Source organism: Cellulomonas sp. P2_F12 (assembly GCF_056403775.1).
Window position 1 is genome coordinate 539431 of record NZ_JBFUEV010000001.1, and the last position, 18566, is coordinate 557996.

19 protein-coding genes are annotated in these 18566 nt (G+C 73.7%); 15 read left to right on the top strand and 4 right to left on the bottom strand.

Annotated features, from left to right (window positions below):
• The first annotated feature begins 16 nt into the window (after window positions 1–16).
• The 11 genes from AC1DWH_RS02500 to AC1DWH_RS02550 are packed head-to-tail and all read left to right on the top strand — an operon-like array spanning window position 17 to window position 9714.
• The gene (locus AC1DWH_RS02500; protein WP_477092331.1) at window positions 17–910 is read left to right on the top strand and encodes a fumarylacetoacetate hydrolase family protein; all 894 of its coding nucleotides are present in this window, start codon (window positions 17–19) and stop codon (window positions 908–910) included.
• Between the two features lie 4 nt (window positions 911–914).
• A complete protein-coding gene (locus AC1DWH_RS02505; protein ID WP_477092332.1) occupies window positions 915–1757 on the top strand; it encodes a fumarylacetoacetate hydrolase family protein in 843 nt (280 codons plus the stop codon).
• The gene (locus AC1DWH_RS02510) at window positions 1754–2956 is read left to right on the top strand and encodes a 4-hydroxybenzoate 3-monooxygenase (protein ID WP_477092333.1); all 1203 of its coding nucleotides are present in this window, start codon (window positions 1754–1756) and stop codon (window positions 2954–2956) included. The genes AC1DWH_RS02505 and AC1DWH_RS02510 overlap by 4 nt, the downstream gene beginning before the upstream one ends.
• Before the next feature lie 2 nt (window positions 2957–2958).
• Window positions 2959–3717 (top strand): protocatechuate 3,4-dioxygenase subunit beta, encoded by a 759-nt coding sequence (pcaH, locus tag AC1DWH_RS02515; protein ID WP_477092334.1) that lies wholly within the window; start codon window positions 2959–2961, stop codon window positions 3715–3717.
• Complete coding sequence (gene pcaG, locus AC1DWH_RS02520) at window positions 3710–4267, top strand: protocatechuate 3,4-dioxygenase subunit alpha (RefSeq protein ID WP_477092335.1); 558 nt, start codon at window positions 3710–3712, stop codon at window positions 4265–4267. Before pcaH ends, pcaG begins: the two co-directional genes overlap by 8 nt.
• Window positions 4264–5460 carry a lyase family protein gene (locus AC1DWH_RS02525; RefSeq protein ID WP_477092336.1) on the top strand — a complete coding sequence of 399 codons (1197 nt, stop codon included), beginning with the start codon at window positions 4264–4266 and terminating at the stop codon, window positions 5458–5460. The genes pcaG and AC1DWH_RS02525 overlap by 4 nt, the downstream gene beginning before the upstream one ends.
• Entirely contained in the window at window positions 5457–6656 is a 1200-nt protein-coding gene (gene pcaDC, locus AC1DWH_RS02530) for a bifunctional 3-oxoadipate enol-lactonase/4-carboxymuconolactone decarboxylase PcaDC (protein ID WP_477092337.1), read from the top strand. The genes AC1DWH_RS02525 and pcaDC overlap by 4 nt, the downstream gene beginning before the upstream one ends.
• Complete coding sequence (locus AC1DWH_RS02535; RefSeq protein WP_456845296.1) at window positions 6631–7416, top strand: CoA transferase subunit A; 786 nt, start codon at window positions 6631–6633, stop codon at window positions 7414–7416. Before pcaDC ends, AC1DWH_RS02535 begins: the two co-directional genes overlap by 26 nt.
• Window positions 7416–8063, top strand: a complete 648-nt coding sequence (locus tag AC1DWH_RS02540) for a CoA transferase subunit B (RefSeq protein ID WP_477092338.1) — start codon at window positions 7416–7418, stop codon at window positions 8061–8063. Before AC1DWH_RS02535 ends, AC1DWH_RS02540 begins: the two co-directional genes overlap by 1 nt.
• Window positions 8060–9274, top strand: a complete 1215-nt coding sequence (locus tag AC1DWH_RS02545) for an acetyl-CoA C-acetyltransferase (protein WP_477092339.1) — start codon at window positions 8060–8062, stop codon at window positions 9272–9274. The genes AC1DWH_RS02540 and AC1DWH_RS02545 overlap by 4 nt, the downstream gene beginning before the upstream one ends.
• A 53-nt stretch (window positions 9275–9327) precedes the next feature.
• Window positions 9328–9714 carry a RidA family protein gene (locus AC1DWH_RS02550; protein ID WP_477092340.1) on the top strand — a complete coding sequence of 129 codons (387 nt, stop codon included), beginning with the start codon at window positions 9328–9330 and terminating at the stop codon, window positions 9712–9714.
• Window positions 9715–9780: 66 nt separating this feature from the next.
• On the opposite strand, the gene AC1DWH_RS02555 is transcribed toward AC1DWH_RS02550, so the two are convergent.
• Window positions 9781–10551: a class I SAM-dependent methyltransferase gene (locus AC1DWH_RS02555; protein WP_477092341.1), complete on the bottom strand. Its 771-nt coding sequence runs from the start codon at window positions 10549–10551 to the stop codon at window positions 9781–9783.
• A 311-nt stretch (window positions 10552–10862) separates the two neighbouring features.
• Between AC1DWH_RS02555 and AC1DWH_RS02560 the strand changes: the two genes are divergently transcribed.
• Complete coding sequence (locus tag AC1DWH_RS02560; protein ID WP_477092342.1) at window positions 10863–12212, top strand: ricin-type beta-trefoil lectin domain protein; 1350 nt, start codon at window positions 10863–10865, stop codon at window positions 12210–12212.
• A 43-nt stretch (window positions 12213–12255) separates the two neighbouring features.
• On the opposite strand, the gene AC1DWH_RS02565 is transcribed toward AC1DWH_RS02560, so the two are convergent.
• From AC1DWH_RS02565 to AC1DWH_RS02575, 3 genes are read right to left on the bottom strand one after another with little or no spacing between them, the layout of a single operon-like run.
• Window positions 12256–13671: a glycoside hydrolase family 130 protein gene (locus tag AC1DWH_RS02565; RefSeq protein WP_477092343.1), complete on the bottom strand. Its 1416-nt coding sequence runs from the start codon at window positions 13669–13671 to the stop codon at window positions 12256–12258.
• A complete protein-coding gene (locus AC1DWH_RS02570; protein WP_477092344.1) occupies window positions 13668–14681 on the bottom strand; it encodes a glycosyltransferase in 1014 nt (337 codons plus the stop codon). The genes AC1DWH_RS02565 and AC1DWH_RS02570 overlap by 4 nt, the downstream gene beginning before the upstream one ends.
• Window positions 14681–15811, bottom strand: coding sequence for a glycosyltransferase (locus tag AC1DWH_RS02575; protein ID WP_477092345.1), 1131 nt, complete (start codon window positions 15809–15811; stop codon window positions 14681–14683). The genes AC1DWH_RS02570 and AC1DWH_RS02575 overlap by 1 nt, the downstream gene beginning before the upstream one ends.
• Window positions 15812–16016: 205 nt before the next feature.
• Between AC1DWH_RS02575 and AC1DWH_RS02580 the strand changes: the two genes are divergently transcribed.
• The 3 genes from AC1DWH_RS02580 (at window position 16017) to AC1DWH_RS02590 (ending at window position 18507) form a co-directional block, all read left to right on the top strand.
• Window positions 16017–17033, top strand: coding sequence for a glycosyltransferase family 4 protein (locus tag AC1DWH_RS02580; RefSeq protein WP_477092346.1), 1017 nt, complete (start codon window positions 16017–16019; stop codon window positions 17031–17033).
• Between the two features lie 104 nt (window positions 17034–17137).
• Window positions 17138–17401 carry a hypothetical protein gene (locus AC1DWH_RS02585; RefSeq protein ID WP_477092347.1) on the top strand — a complete coding sequence of 88 codons (264 nt, stop codon included), beginning with the start codon at window positions 17138–17140 and terminating at the stop codon, window positions 17399–17401.
• 122 nt (window positions 17402–17523) lie between these two features.
• Window positions 17524–18507, top strand: coding sequence for a magnesium transporter CorA family protein (locus tag AC1DWH_RS02590; RefSeq protein ID WP_456845307.1), 984 nt, complete (start codon window positions 17524–17526; stop codon window positions 18505–18507).
• Window positions 18508–18566: the final 59 nt, after the last annotated feature.

Here is an 18566-nt window from a genome sequence, read left to right on the forward strand (position 1 = left end):
GAAAGAGGGTCGAGCGATGAAGCTCGTGACGTTCAACGAGGGCCTCGTGGGGTATCTCGACGGTGACGAGGTCGTGGAGCTGGGCGTCGGCTCGACCCGGGAGTTCTTCGAGCGGGGAGGCGCCGCGGGTGACGTCGGCGAGACGGGCCGCCGGTTCGCCCTCGACGCGGTCCACCTGCGGGCGCCGATCGTCCCCAAGAAGTTCTTCCACACGGCCGGCAACTTCGCGGCCCACCACGAGGAGCTCGCGGCGGTGAACTGGTCGCACCCGGTGCACAAGGGCATCGTGTTCTTCCAGAACGTCGACGCGATCATCGGTCCGGACGACGCGATCGTGTACCCCGAGGGGCTCACGCGGGAGATGGACTACGAGCTCGAGCTCGGCGTCATCATCGGCAAGAGCGGCAAGTTCTTCGGGCCCGAGGAGGCCGAGGACTACATCGCCGGCTACCTCGTCTTCAACGACATCACGGCCCGCGACATCCAGCGCCGCGAGATGCAGTCCGGCGTCTTCTCGTTCTCCAAGGGCATCGACACGTTCTGCCCGATCGGCCCGTGGATCGTCACCAAGGACGAGATCCCGGACGCGCAGAACCTGCGCATGGAGCTGCGGGTCAACGGCGACGTCCGCCAGCAGGGCAACACCTCGGACATGATCATCTCGCTGCCCCACCTGGTCGCGTACCACTCGGCGCAGGGCTACAGCGCGGGCGACATCATCACCACCGGCACCATCTCCGGGGTCGCGGCGATCCAGCCCAACCCGTTCGACTTCTACCTGCAGCCGGGCGACCGGATCGAGGCGGAGATCGAGGGCGTGGGCATCCTGCGCAACCACGTCGTGCCGTGGAGCGCCGCGCACGACACGGAGCCGTACACGACCGACCTCTACTCGCCCACCAACGGCTGACGCGATGAGGTTCGGCACCCTCGACGGTCGGTTCACCCTCGTCCGTGGCGACCAGGCGCTCGACGTCGCGACCGCGTCCGGCGGCGACCTGCCGGCGGACCCGGTCGCCGCGCTCGAGCGGTGGTCGGACGTCGTCGCGTGGGCGCCGGGTGCCGACTGGTCCGCCGCGGCGACCGTGAGGGCAGACGAGCTCGGTGCACCGGTGCCGGCGCCGCGCCAGGTCTTCGCGATCGCGCTGAACTACCGGCCGCACGCCGCCGAGGCCGGGTTCGTCGCGCCGGACGAGCCGCTGGTGTTCACCAAGTTCCCCAGCAGCATCGCGGGTCCGGTGACCACGGTCGCGCTGCCCGAGGGGCACGTGGACTGGGAGATCGAGGTCGTCGCGGTGATCGGGCGCGGCGGCTACCGGATCCCGCGCGAGGACGCGTGGGACGCCGTCGCCGGGCTCACGGTCGGTCAGGACCTCTCGGAGCGGGTGCAGCAGCTGCGGGGCACGCCGCCGCAGTTCTCGCTGGCCAAGTCCCACCCCGGGTTCGGGCCGATCGGACCCGTCGTCGTCACGCCGGACGAGCTGCCCGACCGCGACGACGTGGGCTTCGAGTCCCGCATCGGCGACGAGGTGATCCAGCACGGGCGCACGAGCGAGCTCATCTTCCCGGTCGACGACCTCGTCGCGCGCCTCTCGGCGGTGTGCCGGCTGCTGCCGGGCGACCTGATCTTCACCGGCACGCCCGCCGGCGTCGGCAACCGCCGCACGCCGCAGCGCTTCCTGCAGCCGGGCGAGACGCTGGTCAGCACCGTGGACGGCATCGGGGAGATCCGCCAGACCTTCGTCGCCCGGCCGTGAGCCCGACCGTGCAGCAGACGACGAGCGTCGCCATCGTCGGCGCCGGGCCCGCAGGCCTCACACTCGGCCACATCCTCGCCCAGGCCGGTGTGCCGTTCCGGATCCTCGAGGCCACCACGCGCGAGCACCTGCTGGGCCGCGTCCGCGCCGGGGTGCTCGAGCAGGGCACGGTCGACCTGCTCGCGTCGCTCGGGATGGACGACGACCTGCGCCGGCGCGGCCTGACCCACCACGGGATCTACCTGCAGTACGAGGGCGAGCGGCACCACCTCGACTTCCCCGAGCTGGTCGGGCGGACGGTGACCGTCTACGGGCAGCAGGCGCTCGTCGCGCACCTGCTCGCCGAGCACGAGCGCGCCGGATCCGACATCGTGTTCGAGGTGGCCGACGTGCAGGTGCACGACGTGACCGGGAGCAGCCCGAGCGTGCGCTACCGCGACGGGGACGAGGAGGTCGAGCTCGCGTGCGACATCGTCGTCGGTGCGGACGGCTACCACGGCGTGTGCCGGCGGTCGCTGCCCCCGCAGGCCCGGGAAACGTGGGAGCGGTCGTACCCATACGCGTGGCTGGGCATCCTGGCCGACGTGGAGCCCTCGACGGACGACCTCGTCTACGCGCTGCACCGCGACGGGTTCGCGATGCACTCCATGCGGTCGCGGCAGGTCTCGCGCCTCTACCTGCAGGTGGCCGCGGACGAGACGATCGACGGGTGGAGCGACGAGCGGATCTGGGACGCGCTGCAGACGCGCCTCGGCATCGACGGCTGGACCCTGGCGCAGGGCGCGATCACCGAGAAGTCGGTCACCCCGATGCGCAGCTTCGTCGCCTCGACCCTGTCGCACGGCCGCCTCTTCCTTGCGGGCGACGCGGGCCACATCGTGCCGCCGACCGGGGCGAAGGGCCTGAACTCCGCCGTCGCGGACGTCGCGCTGCTGGGCCAGGCGCTGCTCGACCACCGGGCCGGGGACGACACGGGCCTGGAGAGGTACAGCGAGCGCGCCCTCGCCCGGCAGTGGAAGGTGCAGCAGTTCTCGCAGTGGATGACCGAGATGCTGCACGTGCACCACGACGAGCCGGACGCCTCGGCGCGCGGGTTCCGCTACCGCAGCCAGGTGGGCCAGCTGGAGTACGTCACCCGGTCCCTCGCGGCCCGGCAGAGCCTCGCCGAGCAGTACGCCGGCCTGCCCTTCAGGGAGTGAGCATGTCCGAGCTGAGCCAGGAGACGATCTCGGCCGAGATCGCCGACCGTCACGCGCGCGAGCAGGGCAGCACCGCTGTGCACCCGCACCGCGACTTCGCGCCGTACCGGTCGACGGTCCTGCGCCACCCGACGCACGAGCTGGTCCGGGCCGACCCCGAGGAGATCGAGCTGGTCTCCCCCGCGTTCGGGCACACGGACGTGGCCGCCCACGAGTCGGACCTCACCATCCAGCACGCCGGCGAGCCGCTGGGCGAGCGGATCATCGTCACCGGCCACGTGCTCGACGGCGAGGGGCGGCCGGTCCGCAACCAGCTGATCGAGGTCTGGCAGGCCAACTCCTCCGGGCGCTACGTGCACAAGCGCGACCAGCACCCGGCCCCGCTCGACCCGAGCTTCACCGGCGTGGGTCGGGTGATCACGGGCGACGACGGCTCCTACCGGCTGACGACGATCAAGCCCGGCCCCTACCCGTGGCGCAACCACCGCAACGCGTGGCGGCCGGCGCACATCCACTTCTCGTTCTTCGGCACCGCGTTCACGCAGCGGCTGATCACGCAGATGTACTTCCCGGGCGACCCCCTGTTCGGCCTCGACCCGATCTACCAGTCGATCACCGACCCCGCGGCCCGCGCCCGGCTCGTCGCCACCTACGACCACGACGTCAGCGAGCCCGAGTGGGCGCTCGGCTACCGCTGGGACGTCGTGCTGACCGGCCCCCGGGCGACGTGGACCGAGCCCGAGGACGCCGACCATGCCTGAGCAGACCCCGAGCCAGACGGTCGGCCCGTTCTTCGGGTACGCGCTGCCCTACCCGGGCGGCCCGGACGTGCGGGCGCCGTGGCAGCCGGACGCGGTCCGCCTGCACGGCGTCGTCCTCGACGGCGCGGGCGACCCCGTCCCCGACGCGGTCGTCGAGCTGTGGGGAGCCGACGCCGAGGGTCGCGCGTCGACGGAGCGCGGGTCGTTCGACCGCGACCCCCACGGGTTCACCGGCTTCGGCCGGGCCGCGACCTCGGCCGACGGTGCCTTCTCGTTCAGCACGGTCAAGCCCGGGCCCGCCCGATCCGGGTCCGCGCCCTACGTCGTGCTGGCCGTCTTCGCCCGCGGCCTGCTGCACCACCTGCTGACGCGGTCGTACTTCGGCGACGAGCCCGAGGCGAACGCGGCCGACCCCCTCCTGCAGCGGGTCGACGTCGACCGCCGCGGGACGCTGGTCGCCGCCGTGGACGGCCCGCGGTCCTACCGGTTCGACATCCGCCTGCAGGGTGCCGACGAGACAGTCTTCCTCGACTACGGCACGCCGCGATGACGCCAGGCGACTGGGGGCTGCTGCAGCCGGCGACCGCCGGCACCCGCGACGCCGCGGGCGACGACCAGGTGCTCACCGCGATGGTGCAGGCGGAGGCGGCCTTGCTGCGCGCCTGGGCCCGGCTCGAGGGCACGTCGTACGAGGCGGCCGCCCGCGTGCTCGACGCGGTCGCGGCCGACCCGGGCGCACTCGACCGCGACACGCTCGTGGACGGCGTGGCGCGGGACGGTGTCGCCGTCGTCGCGCTCGTCGAGCTGCTGCGCGGGACGCTCGAGGCGGCCGGGGCCGACGCTCGGCGACTGCACGCGGGTGCGACCAGCCAGGACATCCTCGACACCGCGCTCATGCGGGTCGCGGCCTCGACGTTCGACCAGCTGCGGGTGCGGCTCGTGGCCGCCGGCACGGCGCTGGCGGTCCTGGCCGACGAGGAGCGGGACTCCGTGCGGGTCGGGCACACGCTCGGCAGGAACGCCGCGGCGACCACGCTCGGCGTGCAGATCGCCGGGTGGCTCGACGGGATCAGCTCGGCCGTCGCCGTGGTCGACGGCACCCGCTTCCCGGTCCAGCTCGGCGGCGCCGTCGGCACCGGCGAGCAGGCGGACCGCGCGGCTGGGTGCCCCGGCACGATCACCGTGCTGCGCTCCGGCTTCGCGTCCGCCCTCGGACTCGACGACCCCCGCCGCTCGTGGCACACCGAACGGACCCCGGTCCTCGCGGTCGCCACGGCGGCCGCCGCCGTCACGGCCGCGCTCGGTCGCATCGGCCGCGACCTCGTCATGGGCTCCCGCGAGGGCGTCGACGAGCTGGCGCTGGCGGGTGGGGGCGCCTCGTCGGCGATGCCGCACAAGCGCAACCCCGTCGGCCCGGTCGTCATGAGCGCCGCCGCGCTGCAGGCCCCCGGGCTGCTGTCGACGGTGGCCCGCGCCGCGGTCTCGGTGGACGAGCGTCCGGCGGGCGAGTGGCACGCCGAGTGGGCGGCGGTGCGGGACCTGGTGCGGCTCGCGGGCGGCTCGGCCGACGCGGCGGCGCGCACGGTCGCCGGCCTGACCGTCCATCGCGACGCCGCGGCGACGAACCTGCGCGACTCCGGCGTGCCCGCCGCCGACGACGTCACGCTGGCCGCGTGCGGCCTGGTGGTGGACACGGCGATCACCCGGTTCCGGGACACGCTCGACCAGGGGCCCCGCCCGTGAGCGTCCCGCGCCTGCGCGGCGCCTTCGCACCCGGCGCGGTCCCGGCCGCCCACCAGGACCTGCTCGTCCTGCTGCCCTCGCTCGGGACCACCACCGCTCTCTGGGACGGCGTCGTCGCGCACCTGCGCGCGGACCCCGCGACGGCCTCGCTCCGCGTCCTGCGGCTCGACCTGCCGGGGCACGGTGCGGGTCCGGCGGCGCACGAGCCGTTCACCGTCGCCGAGCTGGCCGCGGCCGTGCTCGACGTGGTCGACGAGGCCGGCGGCGGGGCCTTCCACGTGGCCGGTGTCTCGCTCGGCGGCGCGATCGCGCTCGAGCTCGCGGCGGCGCACCCGGAGCGGGTCCTCACCCTGACCCTGTGCTGCAGCGGCGCCCGGATCGGCACGGCCGACGGCTGGGGGCAGCGCGCGGCCGCGGTCCGCTCGGGCGGGACGGCATCCCTCGTGGCCGGCAGCGCCGCCCGCTGGTTCGCGCCGGACTTCCTCGCGAGCGGCGCCCGCGCCGGCGCACGGGCCTTGGACGCGCTGCTGGACGTCGACGACGAGTCGTACGCACGGTGCGCCGAGGCGCTCGCCACGTTCGACCGGTCCGGGAGCGTCGCCGACGTCCCGGTCCCGACGCTGCTGATCAGCGGCGCGCACGACGAGGTGACGACGCCGGGGTCGATGCAGGCGCTGGCGGAGCAGCTCCCGCGAGCGGTGCACGCCACGATCGGGACCGCCGGCCACCTCGCCGTGCTCGAGGAACCCGCGATCGCCGCGGGCCTCCTGCGCGGCCACCTCGCGGGCGACGACGTCGGCGCCCGCGGCATGCGGGTCCGCCGCGAGGTGCTCGGCGACGCCCACGTCGACGCGGCGATCGCCGCGACGACCCCGCAGACGGCCGCCTTCCAGGACTTCCTGACGCGGTACGCCTGGGGCGAGGTCTGGTCGCGCCCCGGTCTGTCGCGGCGGGAGCGGTCGATCGCCACGCTGGCCAGCCTGGTCACCGGCGGCCACCAGGCGGAGCTGCGGATGCACGTGCGCGCCGCCCTGCGCAACGGACTCACCCCGGACGAGGTCGCCGAGGTCGTCCTGCACACCGCGTTGTACGCCGGGCTCCCGCCCGCGAACGCCGCGATGGCGATCGTCCGCGAGGTCGTTGCCGCCAGCGAGAGTCAAGGAGAAGATCATGGACAAGACCGTCGCGACGGCTGACGAGGCCGTCGCCGACATCCCGTCGGGCGCATCGCTCGCGGTGGGCGGCTTCGGCCTGTCCGGCGTGCCCATCGCGCTCATCCGCGCGCTGCTGGCCCACGGGGTCGACGACCTCGAGGTGGTGTCCAACAACTGCGGGGTCGACGGCTGGGGGCTCGGTGAGCTGCTCTCGGCCGGCCGGATCCGCCGGGTGGTGGCCAGCTACATCGGGGAGAACAAGGAGTTCGCGCGGCAGTACCTCGGCGGCGAGGTCGAGGTCGAGCTGACGCCGCAGGGCACGCTGGCCGAGCGGCTGCGCGCGGGCGGCGTCGGCATCCCCGCCTTCTACACGGCGGCCGGGGCCGGCACGGCGGTGTCCGACGGCGGGATGCCGCTGCGCTACGCGCCCGACGGCTCGGTCGCGCTGGCCAGCGGACCCAAGGAGCTGCGCCCGTTCGCGGCGTTCGGCCGCACCCGCGAGTACGTGCTCGAGGAGGCCATCACCACGGACTACGGCCTGGTCCGGGCGGCCGTCGGGGACCGGCACGGCAACCTGCGGTTCGAGAAGTCGACCCGCAACTTCAACCCGCTGGCCGGGATGGCGGGCCGGATCACGATCGCGGAGGTCGACCGGCTGGTCGAGCCGGGCGAGCTCGATCCCGACGACATCCACCTGCCCGGCATCTACGTCGACCGCGTCGTGCTGCTCACGCCCGAGCAGTCGGCCGACCTGCCGATCGAGAAGACCACCGTCCGGCCGCGACCCTCCGTGGAGATCTGATGCCGCTCACCCGTGACGAGATGGCCGCCCGCGCCGCCCGCGAGCTCGAGGACGGCTCCTACGTGAACCTGGGCATCGGGCTGCCGACGCTCATCCCCAACCACCTGCCTCCCGGCGTCGAGGTCGTGCTGCACTCCGAGAACGGCATCCTCGGCGTCGGCCCGTACCCGTGGGAGGGCGAGGCGGACCCCAAGCTCATCAACGCGGGCAAGGAGACGGTCACGGTGCTGCCCGGCGCCGCGTACTTCGACTCGTCCGCCAGCTTCGGCATGATCCGCGGCGGCCGCGTCACGCACGCCGTGCTCGGCGCCATGCAGGTCTCCGCCACGGGCGACATCGCGAACTGGGCCGTGCCCGGCAAGATGGTCAAGGGCATGGGCGGGGCGATGGACCTGGTCAACGGCGCGGCCCACGTGCTGGTCGTCATGGAGCACGTGGCCAAGGACGGGTCGGCCAAGATCGTCCAGCAGTGCACGCTGCCGCTGACGGGCCGGTCCTGCGTCGACCGGATCATCACCGACCTGGCCGTCCTGGACGTGACTGACGACGGCCTGCGGCTCATCGAGCTGGCCCCCGGCGTCACCGTGGAGCAGGTGCGGGACGCCACCGGGGCGCCGTTCGACGTCGCGCTGGCGGATCCCGCATGACCGAGCTGCGCGAGGTCGTCCTCTGCGCACCGGTGCGCACGCCCGTCGGCCGTTTCGGCGGCGCGCTCGCGCCGCTGGACGCCCGGTCCCTCGCGGTCGCGGTGCTGCGCGGGCTGGTCGACCGGACCGGCCTCGACGTCGCGTCGGTCGACTCCGTCATCGCGGCGCAGGGCTACCCGACCATGGAGTCGCCCGCGTTCGGCCGCGTGGCCGCGCTGGACGCCGGCTTCCCCGTCACGACGACCGGCTACCAGCTGGACCGGCGCTGCGGCTCGGGCCTGCAGGCCGTGCTGAACGCCGCGATGGAGGTGCAGACGGGCGTCGCCGACGTGGTCGTGGCCCTCGGCGTCGAGTCCATGTCCAACGCGCCGCTCTACACCGAGCAGGGCCGACGCGGGCTCCCCGCCGGTGGCCTGCTGCTGCACGACGCGCTCGCCCGGGGCCGCGTGACCGTCGGCGGTACCGGCTACCCGACTCCCGACGGCAACGTGGGCACGGCGGAGGTTCTGCGTGCCGAGTACGGGATCAGCCGTCAGGACCAGGACGCACTCGCGCTGCGCTCGCACCAGCGCGCCGTCGCCGCCCAGACCTCCGGGGCCTTCGACGCCGAGATCGTCCCCGTCACCGTGCCGGGCCGCCGCGGGACCGTCGTCGTCGACCGCGACGAGCACCCCCGCGCCGACTCCTCGCTCGAGGTGCTCGCCGCCCTGAGGCCCGTGCTGATCGCCACCGACCCGGACGCCACGGTGACCGCCGGCAACTCCAGCGGCCAGAACGACGCCGCCGCCGCCTGCGTCGTCACCACCCGGGAGCACGCCGACCGCCTGGGCCTGACGCCCGTGCTCCGCCTATGCTCCTGGGCCGTCGCCGGCGTCGACCCCCGCCGGTTCGGCATCGCCCCGGTCCCCGCCGCGCACCTGGCCCTGGCCCGCGCGGGCGCGACCCTCGACGACGTCGACGTCCTCGAGCTCAACGAGGCCTTCGCGGTCCAGGTGCTCGCCTGCCTGGCCGACTGGGACATCGATCCCGAGGACCCCCGCGTGAACCCCCGCGGCAGCGGCATCTCCCTCGGGCACCCCATCGGCGCCACCGGCCTGCGCATGCTCGCCACGCTCGCGCACGAGCTGCCCGCCCTCGACGGCACCCTCGCGCTGGAGACCATGTGCATCGGGGGCGGCCAGGCCCTCGCGGCGGTGCTCGAGCGCGTCTGACGCCGCGCGAGGACGATGGGGTCGACGTCCACGAGCCGACCCCGGGAGCGACGATGACCCGTCACAGCGTGCACACCGACGACGCGCCCGCCGCCCTGGGCCCGTACAGCCAGGCGATCGTCGCGGGCGGCTTCGTCTTCTGCTCGGGGACCGCGGGGATCGACCCGACGACCGGTGAGATCCCGGACGGGATCGAGGCCCAGACGGAGCTGGCGCTGCGCAACGTGGCCGCGACCCTCGACGCGGCCGGCTCCTCGATGGCCCACCTGGTCAAGACGACGATCTTCTACGCGGACGTGGCCGACTTCGCCGCGCTCAACGCCGTCTACGCGCGCCACATGCCGGACCCGCCGCCCGCGCGCTCGGCGCCCGGCAACGTGGTGCTGCCCCGCGGGCTGCTCGTCTCCATCGAGGCGATCGCCCTCCTGCCCGAGGCCTGACCGAGGCCGGCGAGGATCGGGGGCGGACGGCCCTCGCGGCGGTGCTCGACCGCGTCTCATGGCCTCTCACGAGCGGGTCGCGGTCGACCACCCGAACGACGAGCCGAACCGTGTGCCCAGTGCGGTGCGCTCCCGCAGCCAGGTCAGGGTCCGGACCTCGAGCTCGCCCTCGGCGCCCGCCTGGACCAGCGGGTAGATGTTCCCGGTCGACGCGAGCGCCCGGTAGGCGGTCTCGGGGTCGGCGAACGTGGTCGCCGCATCGAGGTGGCCGTCGTCGACCGGCGTGAAGCCGGCGCCGGCCAGGGCGGCCGCACGAGCGCCGGGGTCGGCCATGCGTAGGGGGACCGCGGCGAGGTCGTGGGTGACGTACGGCTCGAGCGCGGCGCCCAGCTGGCTCATCGGCCAGGCGAAGTCACCCGCGTCGGTCCAGTAGCCCAGGCCGAGGGTGCCGGACGGGCGCAGGACGCGCCGGGCCTCCACGAGCGCCCCGTCGTCGGCGTACGCGAAGCTGTTCACGCCGACCACGGCGTCGAACGACGCGTCGGGCCACGGCAGTGCCAGCATCGTGCCGTGCCTCAGGTCCGCGTCCGGGACCCGCGCGCGTGCGAGGTCCAGCAGACCTTGCGCGGCGTCGATCCCGGCGCATCGGGCGCCGTGGTCCGAGTACACCGAGAGGCCCAGCCCGGCTCCGCACCCGACGTCCAGCACCCGCATCCCCGGGCGGACCGGGAGGGCGGCGGCGAGGGCGGCGTAGAGCGGTCGGAAGTGCGGTTCCATCAGGTCGGCCCAGTCCGAGGCTCGCGCGCTCCAGGCGGTTCCGGCGTCCTCCCAGCCCATGGGTGTCTCCTTCGACACCACCACCCTAGCGGCGGGTCGGAGGACAGCCTGATCGGTTGGAAACATCGCTATTGACTCGTGTCACTTGTCGCAATAACGTGGGCCCCGCGAGAGCGCCCGATCACCGCGATCGCCTGTGTCGACAGTGTTGTCCACCCACCCGCGCTCGGCGCCGAGCGCCCTTCTCGAGCACTCCCCGAGCTGCTCGACATGCGCCATGCCGACGACGTCCGGCGCTCCTGTGGCGCGCCCACCGACGGCCCGGCGCCCCGACCGATCACCCACGTTCATCCGCGAAGAGGTGCATTGCCATGCCCACGCCCCACTCCCCCGCGCGCCGCCGTCGGCTGTCGCGCCTCGCGCTCGTCGCCGCCGGCCTCGCTGCGCTCGCGGTCGTCGGCGCCGGCCCCGCCACCGCCGCCGTGCCGCCCACCCCGTCCGGCTGGACCCAGCAGTTCGCCGACGACTTCAGCGGCGCCGCGAACACGGGCGTCAGCACGTCGAGCTGGCTCTACGACCTGGGCACCGGCTACCCGGGCGGCCCCTCGGGCTGGGGCACCGGCGAGATCGAGACCATGACGAACAGCACCGCGAACGTCTACCAGGACGGCGCCGGGCACCTGGCGATCAAGCCGATCCGCGACGGGGCCGGGAACTGGACCAGCGGTCGCATCGAGACCCAGCGCACCGACTTCGCCGCGCCCGCCGGCGGAAGGCTGCGGTTCGAGGCCTCGCTCCAGCAGCCGAACGTCAGCGGCGCCGCGGCCGCCGGGTACTGGCCGGCCTTCTGGTCGCTCGGCTCCGCGGCACGCGGGACGGCTGCCTCCGGATGGCCCGGCATCGGCGAGATCGACATCATGGAGGACATCAACGGGCGGAGCTCGGAGTTCGCCACGCTGCACTGCGGCGTCTCCCCCGGCGGCCCGTGCAACGAGACCACGGGCATCGGCAGCGGCGAGCGGGCCTGCGCCGGCTGCCAGACCGGGTTCCACACGTACGCGATGGAGCAGGACCGCAGCGTCTCCCCCGAGCAGATCCGGTTCTACCTCGACGGCGCCAACTTCTTCACCATCAACGCCAACCAGGTCGACGCCACGACCTGGAACAACGCCACCCACCACGGCTTCTTCCCGATCCTCGACGTGGCCATCGGCGGCGGGTTCCCCGCGGCGTTCGGCGGCGGTCCCACCAGCGCGACCCAGTCGGGCGTGCCGATGCTCGTCGACTACGTCGCGGTCTACACCTCGGGCGGCGGCACCACGACGCCCCCGCCGGCATCGGGCGGTTCCCTGACCAACGCGAACGGCCTCTGCCTGGACAACAACGCCCAGAGCACCGCCAACGGCAACCAGATCCAGATCTGGGGCTGCAACGGCAGCGTCGCGCAGAAGTGGACCTTCGTGCAGGCCGGCACCACGTTGCACGTCCAGGGCAAGTGCCTCGACATCGCGGCCGGCGGCACCGCCAACGGCACCAAGGTGCAGCTCTGGGACTGCAACGGCACGGGTGCCCAGGTCTGGATCCCGCAGAACGGCGGCTACTACAACCCGCAGTCGAACCGGTGCCTCGACGACCCCGCCGCCTCCACGACCGCCGGCACGCAGGTCCAGATCTGGGACTGCAACGCCAGCAGCGCCCAGAGGTGGACCCTGCACAGCTGACGTGAGGCCGTCCGGCGCGGGCTCCACCCCGTGCCGGACGGCGTCAGGGGCCCGCAGTGATCGCCGCGAGCAGCTCCGGCACGTCCACCAGGGCCACCCGGATCGCTGCGTCGCTGCAGCCGTACGGCAGGACGAGCGTGTCGCCGTGCAGCAGGGCGCCGCACGAGTAGACGACGTTCGGCACGTAGCCGTCGCGCTCGTCGGCCGACGGGACGAGCAACGGGGTGGCCAGGCTGCCCAGCACCTGGCGCGGGTCGTCGAGGTCGAGCAGCATGGCGCCGATGCTGTACAGCCGCATCGGGCCGACGCCGTGCGTGAGCACCAGCCAGCCGGCCGCCGTCTCGATCGGCGACCCGCAGTTGCCCGCCTGGATGATCTCCCAGGCGCGGTCCGGGGCGCTGAGGGTGCCGAGGTCGTCCCAGTGCCGCAGGTCGCTGGAGCCGGCCAGCGAGTTGCTCTCCCGGTCCCAGCGCGACAGTGCGAGGTACTGCCCGCCCACCCGCCGCGGGAACAGCGCCATGCCCTTGTTCTTCGCCCCCGGGCCGGTGAGCCGGCTCATGCGGAACGTCGTGAAGTCGTCCGTGGCGAGCAGGTGCGGCGCGACCGACTCCCCGTCGAAGGCCGTGTAGGTGCCCAGGTAGCTGCGTCGGCCGTCCGCGCCCTCGACCTCGACCAGGCGCAGGTCCTCGATGCCGTGGCGCTCGGCAGGGCTGGACGGCAGCAGCACCCGGGAGTCGATCGCGCTGCCCGGCGGGAACGCGACCGTGTAGGTGCAGGCGGCGAGCCACTCCAGGCGGGGGCTCCCCTCGACGGACCCCCGCGGGAAGGACTCCGGCAGGGCGCGCAGCAGCGTGTCGGCCTCCTCGTGGTCGCCGCCGAGCTCGCCGTTCTGCAGCCGCAGGTCGTCGCGTGAGTAAAGGGTCGGCTGCGAGCGGGGCACGGTGGTCGTCGGCCCAGGGACGTCGAACGTGACCGCGTCGGCCCCGTCGACGACCCCGGTGCGCAGCTCGACGCACGAGATGTGCCCCTCCCCGACGCCCCGCACGCTCATCACGAACCGCGTGCTGCCGGCCGGGAGCCCGGACTGGTCGGGGTGGGCGACGAGGGACGGGTTGAACAGCGCCGCCGACTCGATCGCGTACTCCTGGCTCATGCACGCGCCGATGAGCCGGCGGCGCTCGAGGGAGAGCTGCCCAGCGCCCTCGATGTGCCGCTCGACCAGGGCGAAGCGCTCGTCGAGCAGCCCGACCAGGTCGTCGTACCGGGTGCTGAACCACGTGAGGACGTCGATCAGCGCCGCGTCCACCTCGGCGTCGGGCAGCGCCAGCAGCCGTGCGAGGACGACGGCCCGCCGCGAGACGCCCGCGCCGTGGATCTCCTCGCCGGGCAGGAACGGGGTGCTGACCACCCGGGTCGCGTCGGGCCGGAGCACATGGTGCGTGCGGCGGACGAGCGTCACGCGACTGCTTGCACGAGCGCGAGCCGCCCGAGCTGCAGGGTCGACAGGGCCGCCAGCGTCGACTCGGCACCCTGGTTCTGGTTGACCCCGAGCGCGTGCAGGCCGTCACTCCCGCCGCCGGAGACGTCGTCGTAGAGCACCATCCCGGTGTCGTTGTCGCCCAGGAACCAGCCGACGCACCGGTCGAGGTACGTGAGCCAGACCTCGTGCCGCGTCGCCCGGAAGGCGCGCCAGCACGCCTCGGCCAGGGCCGCGACCTCGATGGGCTGCTGGTCGAATCCGGGACGCTCGTCGCCCTCCACCCGTCCGCCCACCGGGGTCATGGAGAGGTGTCCGTCGTGCGTCTCCTGCGCGACGAGCCAGTGCAGGAGGTCCAGGCCGGCGCGCAGCGTGCCGTCGTCGCCGAGCGCCGTGCCGATGGCGACGAGCGCCTCGGGCAGGACGGCGTTGGCGTAGCTCAGCCGGGCGTCCGGCCACGGCCACGACGGATCCGTCGGCTGTGCGAGCAGGGTCCGGGCGTCCGCCAGCATCCCGAGGGCCGCGCGGCTCCCGGGTTGCAGCTCGAGCACCTCGGCCGCGCCGAGCGCCGCGTACGCCATCGCGTGCCACCAGGGCGAACGCCTCTGCAGACCGACCCCGGCCGCATCGAGGGCGGCGCGGCGCACGCGGGGGTCGCCGGTCGCGCGCGCCGCGGTGCCGAGGGCCCACAGCGCCCGGCCCCAGTGGTCCTCGACCGTCGCGCAGTCGGTCCAGCGGCCGGTCTGGTCGCGCCGGTTGTGGAACCGCCCGAGACCGTCCTGGGCGAACAGGGTGAACCGCAGGTACGTCTCCGTCAGGGCCTCGACCTCGGGCGTCGGCCGCGGCTGGCGCGTGGTGACGACGAGCCCCCGCGCGACGTCGTCCAGGCAGTAGCCGTGCTCGGGCCGGGGCTCGGTGAGCAGGGCGTGCTCGAACAGCCCGATCGGGGTGCTCAGGTGCACCAGGTGGTCGAAGACCGGCTCCGGGTACATCAGGCCACCGACAGCGAGCGCGTGTGCAGCAGGCCGGCGCCGAGGCCCACGTACTGCTCGGCCACCGCGGTCCACAGCAGGCTCGGCGCCACGGCGCGGGAGGCGGCCGCCATCGAGGGCGCGAGACCGGGCTCCGTGAGGACGCGGCGCAGCGCGTCCCGGATCGCTGCGGGGTCGCGGCGCGGCACCAGGATCCCGGCGCCGCCGGACAGCAGCTCCACGGCGTGCGGGAAGGCGGTGGAGACCACGGGCTTGCCCGCGACCACGGCCTCGGTCAGCACGCCGGAGGTCACCTGGTCCGGGGAGTCGTACGGCAGGAGCACGACGTCGGCCGAGCGCACGATGCGCTGCAGCGTCGGGACGTCGAGGTACCGGGCGTCGAACTGCACCATCGACCCGATGCCCAGGCGGTCGACCAGGCGCTCGAGACGGTGGCGGTACGCCTCGCCGTCGCGCTCGAGGACCTTCGGGTGGGTCTCGCCGACGATCCGGTACGTGGGCCGCGGGTGCAGGTCGCCCAGGCCGGCGAGCGCCTCCAGCGCCCACTCGATGCCCTTGCCCTCGCCCAGCAGCCCCCACGTCAGCACGGTGGGTGCCGTGCGCGGCGGGGTGACGGTCTCGTCCGGTCCGCGGTTGTCCCGCGCGCCGTGCGCGATCACGGTGACCGACGCGGGGTCGACGCCCCAGCCCTCGATCAGCCGCTGCCGCCCGGCCTCGGTCATGGTCACGGTCATGGACGACGCGGCGACGACCCTGGCCAGCACCTCGTGCTGGTGCGGCGTCGGGTGCGCGAGGACGGTGTGCAGGACCGTGATGACGGGCACGCGCACGCGCGCCAGGACGTCGAGCACGTCGGCGCCGTCGCGTCCGCCGAAGATGCCGTACTCGTGCTGGACCAGCGCGACGTCGCACGCGTTGAGCGCCGCCGCGGCGGCCCGCGCCTCGTCCGGGGCACCGGTCACGAGCTGGTGGGTGACGAGCGGCACGGCGGGCTGCAGGTCGTCGACGACCCGGACGACCGACACGTCCGCGCCGGCCTCGACCAGGTGGGTGGCCAGTGCCGACGAGAACGTGGCCAGGCCGCACTGCGTGGGGGGGAAGGTGGAGAGGACGCCGAATCTGATGGCCACGGAGGCCCTTCGCGCTGGTGATGCTTCGCAGCGGAGTGCGCTACCGACCTCGGGCGGGGCCTGATCGACATCCCCGGGCGTCCTGACCCGCTGGAACCTGTCCGCAGCCGGGCCCGGCACCGCATGGCTAGGCTACCAGTCGCGGTCGGGAGCCTTCCGGGACCTTCCGCCGCGCCAGCCGTGGAGGCACCCCGTCAAGATCGCCGTGCTCGCCTCGATCGCCCACCGGACGCCACCCCGCTCGTACGGTCCCTGGGAGCAGGTGGCGTCGACGCTCGCCGAGGGCCTGGTCGCCCGCGGCCACGACGTCACCCTGTTCGCGACGACCGACTCGCAGACCACCGCCCGCCTGCACGCCGAGGCGCCGACGGGCTACGAGGAGGACCCGACGATCGACGTCAAGGTGTGCGAGTCGCTGCACATCGCGGCGGTCTTCGAGCGGGCGGCGCACTTCGACGTGATCTCCAACCAGTTCGACTTCCTGCCGCTGACGTACAGCCGGCTGACGCCGACGCCCGTCGTGACGACGATCCACGGGTTCTCGTCGGACCGCATCGTGCGCGTGTACCGCGCCTACGACGACATCGCCCACTACGTGTCGATCAGCGACTCCGACCGGCACCCGGACCTCACCTACGACGCGACGATCCACCACGGCCTGGACCTGGCGCAGTTCACCCCCGGCGCCGGCGACGGCGGCTACCTGCTCTTCCTCGGCCGCATCCACCCGGACAAGGGCACGCACCTCGCGATCGAGGTCGCCCGACGCTCCGCGCTGCCGCTGGTGATCGCCGGTGTCGTGCACGACGAGCAGTACTTCCGGACGCTGGTCGAGCCGCACGTCGACGGCTCGCGGGTGCGGTTCGTCGGCTCGGTCGGTCCGGCCGAGCGCGACCGACTCCTCGGTGGCGCGGCCGCCCTGCTGCACCTCATCGACTTCGAGGAGCCGTTCGGACTGTCGGTCGCCGAGGCGCTGGCGGCGGGCACACCGGTCGTCGCCACGCCGCGGGGCTCGATGCCCGAGCTCGTCCGCGACGGCGTGACCGGCTTCCTGGTCGCCGACGAGGACGCCGCCGTCGCGGCCGTCGGCCGGCTGTCGACGATCGACCGGCTCGCCTGCCGGCGCGAGGCCGAGACCCGGTTCAGCGCGGACCGCATGGTCGACGACTACGAACGGCTCTTCGCGTCGATCTCCGACCGGGCCACATCGCGCGAGCGGTGACACAGTGGCGGTATGGCCCCGACCGGAGCGGCTCGGGGCCACGGCGGACGCCACCCCCGACGCCCCGCCTCCGGCACGGCACCAGCACCACCGAGGAACACGCCATGACTGACGAGTACACAGACCCTGAGACCACCGACGCGACCAAGATCCGGGCCGACGGGCTCCCGGCGACGCCGGACGTCCCCGACGTCACCACGGACGCGGAGAAGATCGAGGCCGACGGGCTCCGCGGCCCCGGCACGGGCACCCACGTGCACACCACCGAGGCCGAGGAGATCGAGTCCGACGGCCTGCGCGGCCCCGGGACGGGCACCCACGTGCACACCACCGAGGCGGAGCGGATCGAGTCCGACAAGCTGCGCTGACCCCACCTGTCGAGGGCCGCGCCGGGCGACCGCCGCGGCCCTCGGCATGCCGGGTGGCGCCGGCGCACCGGTGACGCATGATGACGGCAGGGGCATCGCGCGGAGCTCAGACGGAGGCAGCCGTGGACATCCACCTCATCACCGACGACGGCGTGCGCGAGGGCACCGTCGACGAGCTCCCCGAGCTGCTCACCGGGCGGCACGGCATCGTGTGGGTCGACATCCCGCAGTGGGACGCGCAGGCCGCCGACGTCCTGACGAACGTGTTCGGGATGCACCCGCTGGCCGTGCACGACTGCGAGGTGCGCAACCGGCTGCCCAAGCTGCACGCCTACCCGAGCTCGCTGTTCCTGGTCCTGCACGCCCCCGAGCGCGGCACCGCCGGCCACGTCCACCACGTGGAGCTGGACCGCCTGATCGGGCCGCGCTACCTGGTCACCGTGCACGGTCCGGTCAACCCGGCGGTCGCGCCCGACGTCCCCCTGCGCGACACCCGGGAGGTGCTCGAGCGCATCCGGTCCGGTCGCCTGAAGCCCCGCACGTCCTTCGACATCTCGCACGCGATCGTCTCGGCGCTGACGCGCCGCATGGAGAAGTTCGTCGAGGAGCTCACGGCGAACGTCTGGGACCTGGAGCGCCGCGTGACCGACGGCGCGTACGACGACCCCGAGAAGTTCCTCGACGAGATGTTCCGCGTCCGGCACGGCCTGCTGGCCGTCAAGACGATCGCTGCGCAGACCGCCGAGATCTACCGCCGCCTGGTCGGGCTGCCCCGCGCCGTGCCCGAGGAGAGCCGGCACCTGGTCGCCGACCTGGTCTCGCAGTTCGACCGGATCGCGGGGCTGGCCGGCGAGGAGAAGGACTACCTCCAGGGCGTGATCGAGTTCTACCGGACCCGGACGGAGACCAAGATGACGATCGCCGCCGAGCGGCTCGCCGTCATCGCCGTGGTGACGCTGCCCATCACGGCCCTCGCGTCGGTGCTCGGCATGAACATGATCGTGAACAGCCACACGGTCCCGATCCCGTTGAGCATCGCCCTGACGGTCATGGTCGCGATGTCGGCCGGCCTGCTGTGGTGGGCCAAACGCCAGGGCTGGTGGTGACCCGGGAGTCAACGCGCCCGTCACTCGTTCGAGGTGTCGATGTCACCCGAGAGGGGTAC